The sequence below is a fragment of the Streptomyces sp. ISL-11 genome, assembly GCF_018614525.1.
In the GTDB taxonomy this organism is placed as follows: Bacteria; Actinomycetota; Actinomycetes; order Streptomycetales; family Streptomycetaceae; genus Streptomyces.
Genome location: NZ_JAGGOL010000049.1, coordinates 1 through 13,607 on the forward strand (window position 1 = coordinate 1; position 13,607 = coordinate 13,607).

General features: G+C 72.9%; 11 protein-coding genes. 2 read left to right on the forward strand and 9 right to left on the reverse strand.

The annotated features are described in order from the left end of the window. Positions 1–238: 238 nt before the first annotated feature. A complete protein-coding gene (gene nucS, locus J7E86_RS12310) occupies positions 239–901 on the reverse strand; it encodes an endonuclease NucS (RefSeq protein WP_215081648.1) in 663 nt (220 codons plus the stop codon). A 209-nt stretch (positions 902–1,110) separates the two neighbouring features. Here nucS and J7E86_RS12315 point away from each other — a divergent pair, with 209 nt between their 5' ends. Then, complete coding sequence (locus J7E86_RS12315) at positions 1,111–1,503, forward strand: SCO5389 family protein (protein WP_215081649.1); 393 nt, start codon at positions 1,111–1,113, stop codon at positions 1,501–1,503. Between the two features lie 118 nt (positions 1,504–1,621). Here J7E86_RS12315 and J7E86_RS12320 read toward each other — a convergent pair whose 3' ends face one another. Continuing rightward, a complete protein-coding gene (locus tag J7E86_RS12320) occupies positions 1,622–2,647 on the reverse strand; it encodes an LLM class flavin-dependent oxidoreductase (protein ID WP_215081650.1) in 1,026 nt (341 codons plus the stop codon). A 203-nt stretch (positions 2,648–2,850) separates the two neighbouring features. Here J7E86_RS12320 and J7E86_RS12325 point away from each other — a divergent pair, with 203 nt between their 5' ends. After that, positions 2,851–3,186: an ATP/GTP-binding protein gene (locus tag J7E86_RS12325; RefSeq protein WP_215081651.1), complete on the forward strand. Its 336-nt coding sequence runs from the start codon at positions 2,851–2,853 to the stop codon at positions 3,184–3,186. A gap of 29 nt (positions 3,187–3,215) precedes the next feature. Here the strand turns inward: J7E86_RS12325 and J7E86_RS12330 are convergent, their stop codons facing one another. From J7E86_RS12330 to scy, 7 genes are all read right to left on the reverse strand, one after another. Next, on the reverse strand, positions 3,216–4,139 hold the full coding sequence (locus J7E86_RS12330; RefSeq protein ID WP_215081652.1) for an ABC transporter permease subunit: 924 nt from the start codon (positions 4,137–4,139) through the stop codon (positions 3,216–3,218). Continuing rightward, a complete protein-coding gene (locus J7E86_RS12335) occupies positions 4,136–5,386 on the reverse strand; it encodes an ABC transporter ATP-binding protein (protein WP_215081653.1) in 1,251 nt (416 codons plus the stop codon). Before J7E86_RS12335 ends, J7E86_RS12330 begins: the two co-directional genes overlap by 4 nt. 87 nt (positions 5,387–5,473) lie before the next feature. Continuing rightward, the gene (locus tag J7E86_RS12340; protein WP_215081654.1) at positions 5,474–6,400 is read right to left on the reverse strand and encodes a hypothetical protein; all 927 of its coding nucleotides are present in this window, start codon (positions 6,398–6,400) and stop codon (positions 5,474–5,476) included. A 146-nt stretch (positions 6,401–6,546) separates the two neighbouring features. Then, positions 6,547–7,317 (reverse strand): ABC transporter permease, encoded by a 771-nt coding sequence (locus J7E86_RS12345; protein WP_215081655.1) that lies wholly within the window; start codon positions 7,315–7,317, stop codon positions 6,547–6,549. Positions 7,318–7,319: 2 nt separating this feature from the next. Then, positions 7,320–8,333: an ABC transporter ATP-binding protein gene (locus tag J7E86_RS12350; protein WP_215081656.1), complete on the reverse strand. Its 1,014-nt coding sequence runs from the start codon at positions 8,331–8,333 to the stop codon at positions 7,320–7,322. A gap of 216 nt (positions 8,334–8,549) precedes the next feature. Then, on the reverse strand, positions 8,550–9,488 hold the full coding sequence (locus J7E86_RS12355; protein ID WP_215081657.1) for a cellulose-binding protein: 939 nt from the start codon (positions 9,486–9,488) through the stop codon (positions 8,550–8,552). Between the two features lie 114 nt (positions 9,489–9,602). Beyond that, complete coding sequence (scy, locus tag J7E86_RS12360) at positions 9,603–13,604, reverse strand: polarized growth protein Scy (protein WP_215081658.1); 4,002 nt, start codon at positions 13,602–13,604, stop codon at positions 9,603–9,605. Between the last annotated feature and the right edge of the window lie 3 nt (positions 13,605–13,607).

A 13,607-nucleotide genomic window follows, 5' to 3' on the forward strand; every position in this document is an offset into this window, starting at 1 on the left:
TTTCGCTGGGCTCAGCCCCCTTCAGCCCGTTGGGGGCACCCCCAGCGGTAGCTGGGGGAGTTTGAGGACACCACCGCGCAGCGGGGGTGCGCACGACACGGCCCGCAGCCGCCCGCTCACGTGATCCACCGGACAGGCCTTGGCCGCTCCACGAAGACACCGAGGGCCCGCACAGGCCGTGTCACCCGACACAGCCCGTACGGGCCCCGTGGAGCCTCAGAACAGCCGCAGCTTGTCGTCAGAACAGCCGCAGTTTGTCGTCCTCGATGCCGCGCATCGCGTTGTAGTCCAGGACGACGCAGCCGATGCCGCGGTCCGTCGCGAGGACGCGCGCCTGCGGCTTGATCTCCTGGGCCGCGAAGACGCCGCGCACCGGTGCCAGGTGCGGGTCGCGGTTGAGGAGCTCCAGGTAGCGCGTGAGCTGCTCGACGCCGTCGATGTCGCCGCGGCGCTTGAGCTCGACCGCCACCGTGGCGCCGTCCGCGTCCCGGCAGAGGATGTCGACCGGGCCGATGGCCGTGGGGTACTCGCGGCGAATCAGGGTATAACCCTCACCGAGCGTCTCGATGCGGTCCGCGAGGAGCTCTTGGAGGTGTGCTTCCACGCCGTCCTTGATGAGCCCCGGATCGACGCCCAGCTCGTGCGAGGAGTCGTGCAGGACTTCCTCCATCGTGATGATCAGCTTCTCGCCCGCCTTGTTGACCACCGTCCACACCGAGCCGTCGCCCTCCTTGAGCGTGCAAGGAGGGGACATCCAGTTGAGGGGTTTGTAGGCACGGTCGTCCGCGTGGATGGAGACGCTGCCGTCCGCCTTCACGAGGATCAGCCGGGGGGCGGAGGGAAGGTGGGCAGTGAGCCGGCCCGCGTAGTCCACGGAGCAACGGGCAATGACGAGACGCATGGTGGGCAACGCTACTCGAGACCGGCCGTCGAGCGCGATTCTCACCCATTTCCCCGCTCAGCGGGTGGCTGGTACTTGGTGCAGTCTCCTGGTGCCCCCGCAGTGGCCGAATTACCGTTGAGGCGGGCGGCCGTCGTACGGGCACAGGGCGTCGTCGTCCGCTCGCCCATCCCTGAGACCCCGCTCGCGGGGTCGCGAGAGGAGAACTCATGTCGCTCGACGTCTCACCGGCCCTCCTTGGACAGGCCGAGCGAGGCGAGGTCGACGAAGCGGAATTCGTCGACTGCGTCCGGACCTCCCTGCCGTACGCGTGGGAGATGATCAGCTCCCTGGTGGCCCGGCTCAAGATCGACGGTGGCGAGTTCGCCGACAACCAGACGCCTCCCCCGGACGAGCAGGCCCGGGGGCAACTCCTGCGCGCCCTGGCGAGCAATGCGATCCGCGGGGCGCTGGAGCGGCATTTCGGTGTGCGCCTGGCGTTCCAGAACTGCCATCGGGTGGCGGTCTTCCCGCTCGACCCGTCGGCCGACGACCGTCTCGCCCGCTTCACCTCGATCCGCGGCCAGCTGCTGAACCAGTCCCCGGAGTTCCGGGACTGCTAGGCATCCGTGCTGCCGCTCCACACGCGGGAGGTGCTGGTGCAGGGGCGGCAGCGTCGCCGGCGGCGGTCGACGGCGCACGGGCGGCGTGCGCGCGGAGCCGGAGGAGGCCGGGGAGGCGTCAGGCGAGCAGCGGGAGCACTTCGGTGCCCAGCCGGCGGAGATTGTCCTCGGTGGCGGCCAGGTCGCCGGAGCCCTCGGTCAGGAGGGCGAACCGAGTGATGCCCGTACGCTCGGCCGTGGCCGCGAGCCGGTCCACGCACAGCCGCGGGGGGCCCACCGGATGGAGGTCGCACAACAGCTGTGTGTACTCCAGCGGGTCGCGCATCCGACGGATCCGGCCATCGACCGTCACATGCGCCGAGAGCCCCTGGTGCAGCCAGCCGGGCATGGCCTTGGTCAGTGTCTCCGCGGCCTCCTGGCGCCGGTCCCCGACCTGCGCGACGCCGGCCGACACATGGCCGGCCGCCGCGACCTCCTCGGGCGAACGGCCCGCTTCCAGCGCGCACTTGCGCCACAGGCCGACCATCTCCGCCTTCTCCTCGTCCCCGCTGTGCATCCCGAGCAGCATCGGCAGCCCGTGCCCGGCCGCCAGCCGTACGCTCGCGGGCGAGGTGCAGGCGACGATCACCGGCGGGGCGGAACGATCCTCCAGGTCGTCCGGGCGCGGTACGACCGGCACCTCGCGGAAGCGGAAGCGCGGGCCGGCCGCGCCCACGCGGGGCTCGCGCAGCCAGCGCATCAGCAGTTCGAGGGACTCGGGGAACCCCTCTTCGTAAGCGTCGAGGCCGGAGCCGAACACTTCCAGGTCCACCCACGGCCCGCCGCGGCCCACCCCGAGGGTGAACCTGCCCTCCGAGACCAGGTGCAGCAGCGCCGTCTGCTCGCCCAGCGCGACGGGGTGCACCGTGGGCAGGACGCTCACCGCCGTACCGACGTGAATGCGGCGGGTGCGCCCCAGCAGCAGGGCGGCCAGCGTCACCGCGGACGGGCAGACGCCGTACGGCACGAAGTGGTGCTCGGCCAGCCAGACGGCGTCCAGACCGGACTCCTCGGCGATCTCCGCCGACCGGACGGCCCGGTGCAGTGCTTCCCCGTGCCCTTGGCCGGGGAACTGTGCGGCCAGGACGAATGCTCCAACGCGCATCGCTCTTACTCCTCCTAGCGACCGACGCGGCATCCCCCCACCCGAAATAACGTCTGACACGTGCCATGGGCACGGCCCGGCGTTAAGTTTTCATGATGATCGGAGAGCAGGAGGGTTGCGGCCGGGGGAGGGCCGCCCGGGACGGTGACGGTGACGCGTAACCTGGTCACGGCCCGTAGCTCCCCAGACCTCCGAGGTGCCCCGTGTCCCCGCGCCGAAACCGCCCGCGAGGCGGTCCCGACAAGCCACCGGCCGACGACCCGCGCGAGGGCGGGTTCCACCGTTACGGGCTGGAGCACACGGAGAGCTGGCAGGGGGAGGAGTGGGCCGTGCGCACCGTCGGCGGCGGCGCGGCCGCGAAGCACTACCGCTGCCCCGGCTGCGACCAGGAGATCCCGCCGGGGGTCCCGCACCTGGTCGCCTGGCCGCAGTACGGCGGCGGCGTGGAGGACCGGCGGCACTGGCACAAGGCATGCTGGAACGCGAAGGACCGCCGGAGCGCGCGGCTCCAGCGGTCCCGTAACGCACCGAGGTACTGACAGACGTCGTCAACCCCAGGGCGGAGCCCCTACGCGTCGCGCTTGAGCAGCGACGCGTACGCGCCCGCCATCGCCGCGACCGCGAGACCCAGGACGATCCACAGCGGCTCCCAGCCGGCCGGCCCGTTCTCGGCCGCCGAGCCGTGGGAGTTCCCGGTCTCGTAGAAGACCGCGAGCTGATTGGGGATCGAGTACTGGAAGAGCGCCTCGCGCACGTCGCTCAGGCTCGACGAGAACATGAACATCGCCACGACCAGCGGCAGCAGCACCAGGCCCAGCATGACCGTGATCGCCCCGGCGGAGTGCCGCAGCAGGGTGCCCATGGCGAGTGCGATCAGGCCCATCGCCCCGACGAACAGGCTGATGCCGACCGTCGCCTTGAACCACATCTCGCCGGTGAGGTCGGCGTCCGCCTGATCGCTCAGCAGGGCGGAGTCGAGCAGCGCCACCAGCGTCGTGGACACCAGGGTGAGCACGAAGGTCAGCAGGAAGAAGACGGTCGCCTTGGCGGTCAGCACGCGGGCGCGGTCGGGGCACGCGGTGAGGGTCGTACGGATCAGGCCGGTGCCGTACTCCGAGGAGATCGTCAGCACGCCGAGGGTGATCACGCAGATGACGCCCAGCAGCACGCCGAAGAAGCCGAAGGTCAGCGGGGAGGCGCCCGAGCCCAGGTCGCCGTCGGCGGTGTTCACCAGGGCGGCGGCCAGGAAGCCGATGCCGAGGATGAGGACGAGCATGACGCCGAGCGTCCAGATCGTCGACCGGACCGACCGGATCTTGGTCCACTCGGCGGTCAGCGCGTCGGCGAGAGTGGCCTTGCGGACCGGGATCGGCGAGACGTAACCGCCGGGGCCGCCGGTCCACTGGCCCGGGGCGGGCTGCTGCGCATAGCCGGGAGCCTGCGGCGCGAACGGCGGAGGCGCGGTCGGCTGGGGGTGCTGGGGGGCGGTCATCGGGCGTCCTCGCTGTCACGCTTGGTCAGGTCGGCGGGGGCGGGTGCCGTCGTGGGGGCGGGCGCGTCGCTCGGCTCGGCCGGTACGGGAGCGGCCTGGGGTGCCTGCGGGGCCGCGGCGGGCGGCTGAGGCATCGCCTGCGGCATCGGCATCGGCATCGGCATCGGCATCGGCATCGGGGCCGGGGGCTGCGGCTGCGCGTACGGGTTGGGCTGCTCGCCCGGGAGTACGGGGTAGGGGTTGGCCGGGGGCTGCTGGCCCCAGCCCTGCGGGGCGGGGGCCCCGGGCCCGTAGCCGTACGGCCCGGCCGGCTGGAGGCCGGCGCGCTGGTCGGCGGTGGAGCGGTAGTCGACCGCGCCCTGCGTCATCCGCATGTAGGCCTCCTCCAGGGACGCCTGGTGCGGGGAGAGCTCCCAGAGGCGGATGTCCGCGTCGTGCGCGACATCGCTGATGCGGGGGAGCGGCACGCCCGTGACGCGCAGGGCGCCGTCCGGCTCGGAGAGCACCTGGCCGCCGGCCTCGACGAGCGCGGCCGTGAGCTTGTCGCGGCCGCCGGGCTCGTCGGAGGTGCGGACGCGCGCGAAGTCCGCCGAGTTCGCGGAGATGAAGTCCTTCACGCTCATGTCGGCGAGCAGCTGACCCCGGCCGATCACGATCAGGTGGTCGGCGGTCAGCGCCATCTCGCTCATCAGGTGCGAGGAGACGAAGACGGTACGGCCCTCGGCGGCGAGCTGCTTCATGAGGTTGCGCACCCACAGGATGCCCTCGGGGTCGAGGCCGTTGACCGGCTCGTCGAAGAGGAGGACCTGCGGGTCGCCGAGGAGGGCGGCCGCGATGCCCAGGCGCTGACCCATGCCGAGCGAGAAGCCGTTGGAACGCCGCTTCGCCACCTGCTGCAGGCCCACGACGCCGAGCACCTCGTCGACCCGGCGGGCCGGGATGCCGGCGAGCTGGGCGAGCGAGAGCAGGTGCAGGCGGGCGCTGCGACCGCCGTGCACGGCCTTGGCGTCGAGGAGGGCGCCGACCTGGCGGGGCGCGTTGGGAAGCTTGCGGAAGGGGTGGCCGCCGATCGTGACGTGACCGGAGGTGGGCATGTCCAGGCCAAGGATCATGCGCATCGTCGTGGACTTGCCGGACCCGTTCGGGCCCAGAAAGCCGGTGACGGCCCCCGGCCGCACCTGGAACGACAGATTGTGCACGGCCGTCTTGGCGCCGTAGCGCTTCGTCAGGCCGACTGCCTCGATCATGCTCCGCCCTTCACGAGCTCCTCGGGGCATACGCCCCCGTAAGGGTTAGGAGCATAACGAGAGACTGACGGTTCCGGCGTGTCCGGATTACGGTGCTCCGGGGGAGAGCGGGGGCAGGTCGTCGTAGCGGCGCGCCGGTGTGCCGGTCTCCTCCGGGGCCGGCAGGCCGCTGCCCGTCAGCAGCAGTCCCTGGCTGCGGAAGATCCGTTTGCCCTCCGCCCGTACCGCCTCGTCCGCCCGGGCCCGCGCCACCCAGCTGGCCGGGTCGGGGCCCAGGAGACCGCGCAGGTCGGGCGAGGCGGCGAGCAGCCGGCCGAGCAGGGCCCACTGGTCGCCGCCGCCGGGCAGCGGCCGGCCGCTGTGCCGATCGATGAGGACGCCGTGCACGCTCACGTAGAGGTAGGCGCCGCCCAGCCGCTCCCCGGACGGCATGGTCATGGGGAAGGCGTCGCCGGGCAGGAGCACCCGCAGATAGTTGAGCTCGGTGGTGTCGACGGCGGCCAGCTGGGCGGTATCCAGCCAGCTGATCACCAGGGTGAGCTCGGCGTCCGGGGCATGGTACGGCGCGGCGGCGACGTAGCCGTGCAGACCGATGTGCCCCGAGCAGCCGACCCCGACACCGCGCACCCGCACCGGCACCATGGGCGCGGCGGTGGGGAGGCCGCGCCGGGTGAACTTGTGGTGGAGCTGGGCGGGCGAGGCGTTGGAGCCGACGGCGATGACGGGGTGCCGTTGCCCCGTGCGGGGCCGGCCGAGGCGGTCCAGGACCGTGTCGAGCCCGGGTTCGTGGGAGGGAGCCGCGTCCGGTCCGCCGTCCGGTCCGCCGTCCGGCGCGGGGTCGTCCATCGCCGTCACGACGCCCCAGGTGCCGAGCCGGCCGTCTCGTACCCGCAGCGGCAGCAGCTCGTCACCCGCGAGGAGCGCGGGCTCGGTGACCGGCCGGCCGGGATAGGTCAGCGGAAACTCGGCGGGCGCCCCGTCGAGCCCGAGTGCCTCAAGACTGCGATCCGTCACAGGCCGGTCCTTCCGGTGGTCCAGCGCGGCTCTTGTCGTCCGACGTGCGCAGGCGGCGCGTGGTCCTGGGCCGACCGCCCTGCGGGACCTGCCGACCCCCACCGGCCTCGGGCCGAGGCCCGAACCCCCACCCCACCCCGGAGGGGCTACGCGTCGCGCCGCTTCAGCAGCACGTACGCCCCGATCAGCGCCGCCACCGTCCACGCCGCCATGATCGCGAAACCGCCCCACGGCCCGTACGGTGCGTCGTCGTCCGCCGTCACGACCTGCATGATTTTGTGGCCCGCCTGGTCGGGAAGGTACTGGCCGACCTTCTTCGTGGCGGAGACGGCGCCCAGGATGCTGGAGATGATGAAGAAGAACGGCATCAGGATGCCCAGGGACAGCATCGGGCTGCGCAGCATCGTCGCGACGCCCATCGAGAAGACCGCGATCAGCGTCATGTAGAGCCCGCCGCCGATCACCGCCCGCAGCACACCCGGGTCACCGATGGACGCCTTGTGGTGGCCGAGCATCGCCTGGCCCACGAAGAACGCCGCAAAGCTGGTGATCATGCCGATGACCAGCACAAGCAGTGTCGCGACGGCGAGCTTGCAGAAGAGGAGAATGCCGCGCTGCGGAACCGCGGCCAGGGAAGTGCGGATCATTCCGGTGCTGTATTCGTTGGAAACGACCAGAACACCGAAAACGATCATTGCGAGCTGGCCGAGTTCCATACCCGCGAAACTCGTGAAGGTCGGATCGAAAGTGATCCTCTCCCGCGCGGACAACTCATCGAAGTTGCTTTTGGTGAAAGCGCTGATCAGAGCGCCCAGCGCGATCGTCACCACCACGGCGATACCGAGCGTCCAGACCGTGGAGCGGACGGATTTGATCTTTGTCCATTCCGACCGGAGGACCTGGGTCGTCACCGCCATCGTCAGGATCCCTTCTTGCGCCAGTCGGCGCCCCAGCCCCCGGCACCCGGCGGCTGCCCCGGCACCGGCCGGGAATCCGCAACCGGCCCGGAATCCGGCCGCGGCCCGGTCCCGCTGTGCGCGTGGTACTCCACCGACTCGGCGGTGAGCTGCATGAACGCCTCTTCCAGCGACGCCCGCTGGGGGCTCAGCTCATGCAGGACGATCCCGTGCCGCGCCGCCAGCTCACCCAGCTCCGCCGCCCCCGTGCCGTCCACCTCCAGCGTGCCGTCCACGCCCGTGACCGCCGTGACCCCGGTCGTCGACAGCGCGTCCAGCAGCCGTTCGTGGTCGGGCGAGCGCAGCCGTACGTACGAGCGGGAGTTCTGCGCGATGAAGCCGGCCATCGAGGTGTCCGCGAGCAGCCGGCCCTGGCCGATGACCACCAAGTGGTCGGCGGTCAGCGCCATCTCGCTCATCAGGTGCGAGGAGACGAAGACGGTGCGCCCCTCGGAGGCCAGGTTCTTCATGAGATTGCGGATCCAGTGGATGCCCTCGGGGTCCAGTCCGTTGACCGGCTCGTCGAACATCAGGATCCGGGGGTCGCCCAGCAGCGCGCCCGCGATGCCGAGCCGCTGCCCCATGCCCATCGAGAAGCCCTTGGAGCGCTTTTTGGCCACCGACGTCAGCCCGACCGTGTCCAGGACCTCCCCCACCCGGGACCGCGGGAGGCCATTGCTCTGGGCCAGGCACAGCAGGTGGTTGTAGGCGCTGCGGCCGCCGTGCATCGCCTTGGCGTCCAGGAGCGCCCCCACGGCCCGCAGCGGGTCCCTCAGCTGACGGTAGTGCTTGCCGTCGATGAGGACCGTGCCGGCGGTGGGCCGGTCGAGGTCGAGCATCATCCGCATCGTCGTGGACTTGCCCGCGCCGTTGGGACCCAGGAAGCCCGTGACGATCCCGGGCCGGACCGTGCAGGTGAGACCGTCCACGGCGAGCTTGTCGCCGTAGTGCTTGGTCAGGCCCTGGAGCTCGATCATTCGGCCACGCTAAGGGGGTACCGCCCGCTCCGCCAGCGGTAGGCGGCCATCCGGATGACGGGGACGGGGACGGGGACGGGGACGGAGACGGCGGGGACGGCGGGGATGACGGGGCACGAGGAGACGCCGACGCCCCGGTGCCGGTCGGGCGGCACTCGGGGCGTCGGCGTACGGGGGTGCGTAAAGGGTGGTGCGCAAAGGGGTGGTGCGGGAGGGTCAGCGGCTCTGCTGGGCCGGGACGCCGCGGGAGATCGGCTCGTCGTCACCGGGGGCGCCGGCCGCGGCCACGGCCGCGCCGGTCAGCGTGGCCAGCATCTCGCGGACGTTGGTCAGCTGGGCGTTGATGGAGTCGCGGCGGTTGGTCAGCGCCGCCAGCTCGCGCTCGGACTCGCTGCGGATCCGGTCCGCCTTGGCGTTCGCGTCGGCCACGATGTCCTCGGCTTGGCGCTGCGCGGTCTCCACCGTCTGGCGGGCCCGGCGCTCGGCGTCCGTCCGCAGCTTCTCGGCCTCCAGGCGCAGCTGCTCGGCCCGGTGCTCGATCTCCGCGAGGCGCTTCTCGGCCTTCGCCTGACGGGACGCCAGGTCGCGCTCGGACTGCTCACGGCGCTTGGCGAGGTTGGTCTCGAAGTCGGCGGCGGCCTGGGCGGCCTTGGCGCGGGTCTCCTCGAAGAGGGCGTCCGCCTCCTCGCGCTTGGACTGCGCGTCCTTCTGCGCCTCGGCACGCAGGGTGGCGGCGTCGCCCTTCGCCTTCTCGACGATCCGGGCGCCCTCGTCCTCCGCCTTCGCCTTGCGGTCGGCGGCGAACGACTCCGCGTCGTTGCGCACCTGCTGGGCGGCCGACTCGGCCAGTTCCCGGTGCTGTTCGGCCGCGCGCCGGGCCTCCTCACGCAGATCCTTGGCCTCTTCCTCGGCCAGCCGAAGGATCTTCTCGACCCGTGCTCCCAGCCCCGCGTAGGACGGCTCCGCGTCGTTGACCTGGGCCTGAGCATTCTGCGTTTCGAGGTGGAGCTCCTCGATGCGCTTTTCCAGAGAGGTGATTCGAGCCAGTGCGCTGTCACGGTCGGCGACGAGCTTGGTAATACGGTCGTCCACCTGGCCGCGGTCGTATCCACGCCGCACGAGCTCGAAGCCGAAGGGGGAGGAAGTGTCGCTCATGGGGTTCCTGTCATAAGAGACCGGTGAGGTGATAGAGGGAATCCTAGGGGTGCGAGCGGCGTGTCATCGAGTAGATGGTTGGCAGATCTGGAGAATGTCCCCTCGTACGAGTGGCTACTTCTGGGACTGCTTGCCACCCGATCGAGTTGCACCCGCACCCGCTGCTGCCTTCACCCCGCCCTCTTTGGCGCTTCCTGCCCCCGGGGTTTCAAATGATTCCAACGCTTCCAACACGTCCTGGACACGGGAAATCTCGGCATTGATGTCCTCGCGGCGCCGCACCAGCGCCGCCAGCTCCCGCTTCCCCTCCTCGACAAGGCGCTTGGCCTCCTCCGCACCCTCGGTGCGCAGGCGCTCCGCCTCGCGTACGGCGGCTGTCTTCTGCTCCTCGGCGTCCTTCAGCAGCGCCTGCGACTCGCGGATGACGGCGGCCTTCTTCTGCTCGGCCTCCTTGAGCAGCCCCTCGGCCTTGCGGACGGCGGCGAGACGGACCTTGCTCGCCTCGTTGCCGGCGTCGGAGACGAGCGTCTTCGCCTTCTCCTCGGCCTCCGCCAGCTGTTCGGTCGCGGCGGCCACCAGCTTGTCGCAGCGCTCGCCCGCCGACTGCATGGCCTCGGCGGCCTCCCGGCGCGCCCGGTCGTGCAGCTCCTCGACCTCGCCCTCGACGCGGGCGCGCAGCTCGTCCGCCCGCTCCCTTATGGCGGTCGCGTCGCCGCGCGCCTCGGCGAGCAGCGTGTTGGCGTCCGTACGGGCCTGCTCCACCAGGGCGTTGCCCTCGCCCGTGGCCTCCATGACGATGCGCTCGGCCTCCCGGCGGGCGGCGCCCACCATGGTGTCGGCCTGCTCCTCGGCGGCCGCGGCGGCCCGCAGGGCCTCCTCCTGGGCCTTGGCGACGAGCGCGTCGGCCTTCTCGGCGGCCTCGTTCAGGCGCTGGGCCCCGGCATCGCGGGCCTCGTCCACCGTCCGCTCGCCCTCGGCGCGCGCCTCGGCGACGAGCCGCTCCGCCTCCATGACGGCGTCGGCCTTGAGCTTCGCGGAGTCCGCCCGCGTGCTGTTGGCGTTCTCCTGCGCCGAACTGAGCGCCTCCGCCGCCTCGGCGGCCATTCGCTCCGCCTCGGCCGTGGCCTCCGCGACGAGCGTGTCGGCCTGCTCGGCGGCCTCCGTACGACGGGCGTTCGCGGCCTCGCGGGCCTCGTCCATCATGCGGGCGGCCTCGTGCTGCGCGGTCTCCAGGGCGGTGGCCCCTTCGGCCCGCAGCCGCTCCGCCTCCGCGCCGGCGTCCGCGCGCGTCCGCTCGGCCTGCTCGGCGGCCTCCGCCCGGCGGGCGTCGGCCTGCGCGCGCGCCGAATCGGCGGTACGGGCCGCGTCCTGCTGGGCGCTCTCCACCGTCGCGGCGGCCTCGGCCAGCAGCTTCTCGGCCTCGGCCATGGCCTCGGCGAGCAGCTCGTCGGCCTGGGCGGCCGCCTCGGTGCGGCGGGCGTTCGCGGCCTCGCGGGCCTCGTCCAGCGCGCGGGCGGCCTCCGCCTCCAGACGCCGGCCCTCCTCGATCGCCTCCGCGACCGTGCGCTCGGCGAGCGACGTGGCCGCCTCGGACGCGGCCTGCGCCTCGGCGCGCGTACGGGCCGCCTCCTCGCCGGCCCGCTCCCGCTCGGTGTAGGCGTCGGCACGGACCCGGTCCGCCTCTACCTGCGCGTCGGTGACCGTCCGCTCCGCATTGTGCTCGGCGGCCGAACGCAGCCCGGCGATCTCCTCCTCGGCCTGCTCGTGCAGCCCGGCGACGGCGTCACGCACCTGCTGGGCGGTCTGCTCGGCGGCGGACACCAGCTCCCCGGCGCGCTGCTCGGCCTCCTCGACCAGGCGCCGGCCTTCCTCCTGCGCCTCCGCGACCCGCTTGCGCGCCGACGCGAGGAGCTCCTCGCTCTGCTCGCGCGCCGCCTCGCGCTCCGCCTGCGCCTCGGTGCGGGCGTCGCCCAGCAGCTCCTCGGCCTCACGGCGGCGGCGGGCGGCCTCCTCCTGGGCGGCCGCCAGCGCCTCGGCGGCCTCGGTGGCCGTACGCTCCGCGGCGGCGTTCGCCTCGGCCCGTACCCGGTCGGCGGTCTCCTGTGCCTCCGTGCGCAGCCGCTCCGCCTCCGCGGCGGCCTCGCCGCGCAGCCGCGCGGCCACGCTCTCGCCCTCGGTCCGCGCGGCGGACGCCTCCTCGGCGGCCTCCGTGCGCAGCCGCTCGGCGTCCTCCTCGGCCTGCGCCTGGAGCGTACGGACACGCTCCGCGGCCTCGGTGCGCTGCCGCTCGGTCTCCTCCGCCGTCTCCCGGCGCAGCCGCTCGGCCTCCGTACGGGCCTCGCGCAGCGCCTCCTCGGCTGCCTCGACGCGCGCCTCCGCCTCGGTGTGCAGGCGGGTCAGTTCCTCGTCGGCCTCCGCGCGCCGCGTCTCCGCGGCCCGCTCGGCCTCCTCGCGCAGCCGCTTGGCGGCCTCGTCGGCCTCGGTGCGCGTGCGCTCGGCGTGGTTCTCGGCCTCCTCGCCCATCTCCTCGGCCTCGGTGCGGGCCTTCGCCAGCGCCTCCTCGGCCTGCTTGCGCAGGGTGGCCGCACGCTCGGCGGCCTCACCGCGGACCCGCTCGCTCTCGGCGCTCGCGCCTGCGCGGGTCTCCTCCGCGTCGGCCTTGGCCTTGGCCAGCAGCTCCTCGGCGGTGCTGGCCGCCTCCTCGATCTGCTGCAACGCCTCGCGCCGCGCCTCGCCGCGCAGCCGCTCGCCCTCGGCGACGGCGTCCGCGCGCAGCTGCTCGGCCTCGCCGCGCAGCCGCCGGGCCTCCTCCTGGAGCTCGACGGTCTTGGCGCGGTACTCCTTGGTGTCGTCCTTCGCCGCGCCCTTGAGCTGCTCGGCGGTGTCGGCGGCCTGCTCGCGCAGCCGCTCGGCCTCGGCCTCCGCCTCGCTGCGGATCCGTTCGGCCTCGGCCGCGGCGGCCTTCGTGGTGGCCCGGGCGTCCTCCGACGCCTTGGTCAGCACTTCCTCGGCGGCCCGGGCAGCCTTCGCCAGCTGCGCCGCGGAGTCCTCCGCGACCGCGCTGCGGGCCTTGTCGGCGGCCTCGGCCAGCAGCCGGTCGGCCTCGGCCCGTGCGTCGTCGCGCAGCTGCTCGGCCTCGGCCTTGAGGGCCTCGGCGTCCTTGGTGGCCTCGCCGACCAGGCGGGCGATCTCGGCCTTGGCGGTACGGGCGCGCTGCTCGTTCTCCGACTCGGCCGACGTCAGCCGGCGCGTCGCCGACTCCTTGGCGTCGGTGACCAGCTTCTCGGCCTCGGCGCGCGCCTCGCGCAGCGCCGTGTCGGCCTCCTGCAGTCGCACCTCGGCCGTCCGCGTCAGCTCGGCGGCGGTCGCCCGCGCCTGGTCGGACTCCGTGCTGGTCACGGTGCGCAACTGCTCGGCGTGGTCGGTGGCCTCCTGCGCCTGCGCGGAGGCGGCCGTCAGCAGCCGCTCCGCGTCCGTACGGGCGCGGCGCAGCAGCGCCTCGGCCTCGGCGCGGGCCTCCTCGGCGGCCGCGCTGAGCCGCCCGCGGGCCTGCTCGGTCAGCCGCTGGGCCTCCGTGCGGGCCGTGGCCAGGGCCTGCTCGGCCTCGGCCCGGGACTCCTCCAGCAGGCGGCGCGCCTGGGACTCCGTACGCGCCCGCAGCTGCTCGGCCCAGGCGACGTTCTCGTTGACGTGCGACTCGACGGTCTGGCGGCGCTCATTGAGCTCCTCGTCCAGCCGCTGGCGGCGCGCGACGGCCTCCGCGTGGAGCTCCGCCTCCATCCGGGCCTGGCGCTCGGCGTGCTCCTGGAGCAGCCGCTGCGTCTGGGCCCGGGCCTCGCGCAGCTCGCGCTCGGCGTCGGTGCGCAGCTGTTCGGCCTGAATCTGGGCATTACGGAGCAACTGCTCCGCCTGGTACCCGATATCGGCCGTGTCGTATGCCGGACGGTGGGCGAGGTTGCGGCGCGCCTCATGGAGCTTGGCGCGCAGCACCTCGACCTGGTAGCCGAGGTCGTCGGCGTGCTGGACCGCCTTCTCCCGCTCCTTCTTCAGCCGCTCCATCTCGGCTTCGAATTGCGAGAGGTGGTCGTCAGCCTCGTAGCGGTCGTTGCCCCGCACTGC

Bases quoted from the DNA above. Each gene is read 5' to 3' on its own strand.
- J7E86_RS12350 (WP_215081656.1), bottom strand. From the start codon at position 8,333: ATGATCGAGCTCCAGGGCCTGACCAAGCACTACGGCGACAAGCTCGCC.
- J7E86_RS12330 (WP_215081652.1), bottom strand. From the start codon at position 4,139: ATGACCGCCCCCCAGCACCCCCAGCCGACCGCGCCTCCGCCGTTCGCG.
- nucS (WP_215081648.1), bottom strand. From the start codon at position 901: ATGCGTCTCGTCATTGCCCGTTGCTCCGTGGACTACGCGGGCCGGCTC.
- J7E86_RS12320 (WP_215081650.1), bottom strand. From the start codon at position 2,647: ATGCGCGTTGGAGCATTCGTCCTGGCCGCACAGTTCCCCGGCCAAGGG.
- J7E86_RS12315 (WP_215081649.1), top strand. From the start codon at position 1,111: ATGTCGCTCGACGTCTCACCGGCCCTCCTTGGACAGGCCGAGCGAGGC.
- J7E86_RS12355 (WP_215081657.1), bottom strand. From the start codon at position 9,488: ATGAGCGACACTTCCTCCCCCTTCGGCTTCGAGCTCGTGCGGCGTGGA.
- J7E86_RS12345 (WP_215081655.1), bottom strand. From the start codon at position 7,317: ATGGCGGTGACGACCCAGGTCCTCCGGTCGGAATGGACAAAGATCAAA.
- J7E86_RS12335 (WP_215081653.1), bottom strand. From the start codon at position 5,386: ATGATCGAGGCAGTCGGCCTGACGAAGCGCTACGGCGCCAAGACGGCC.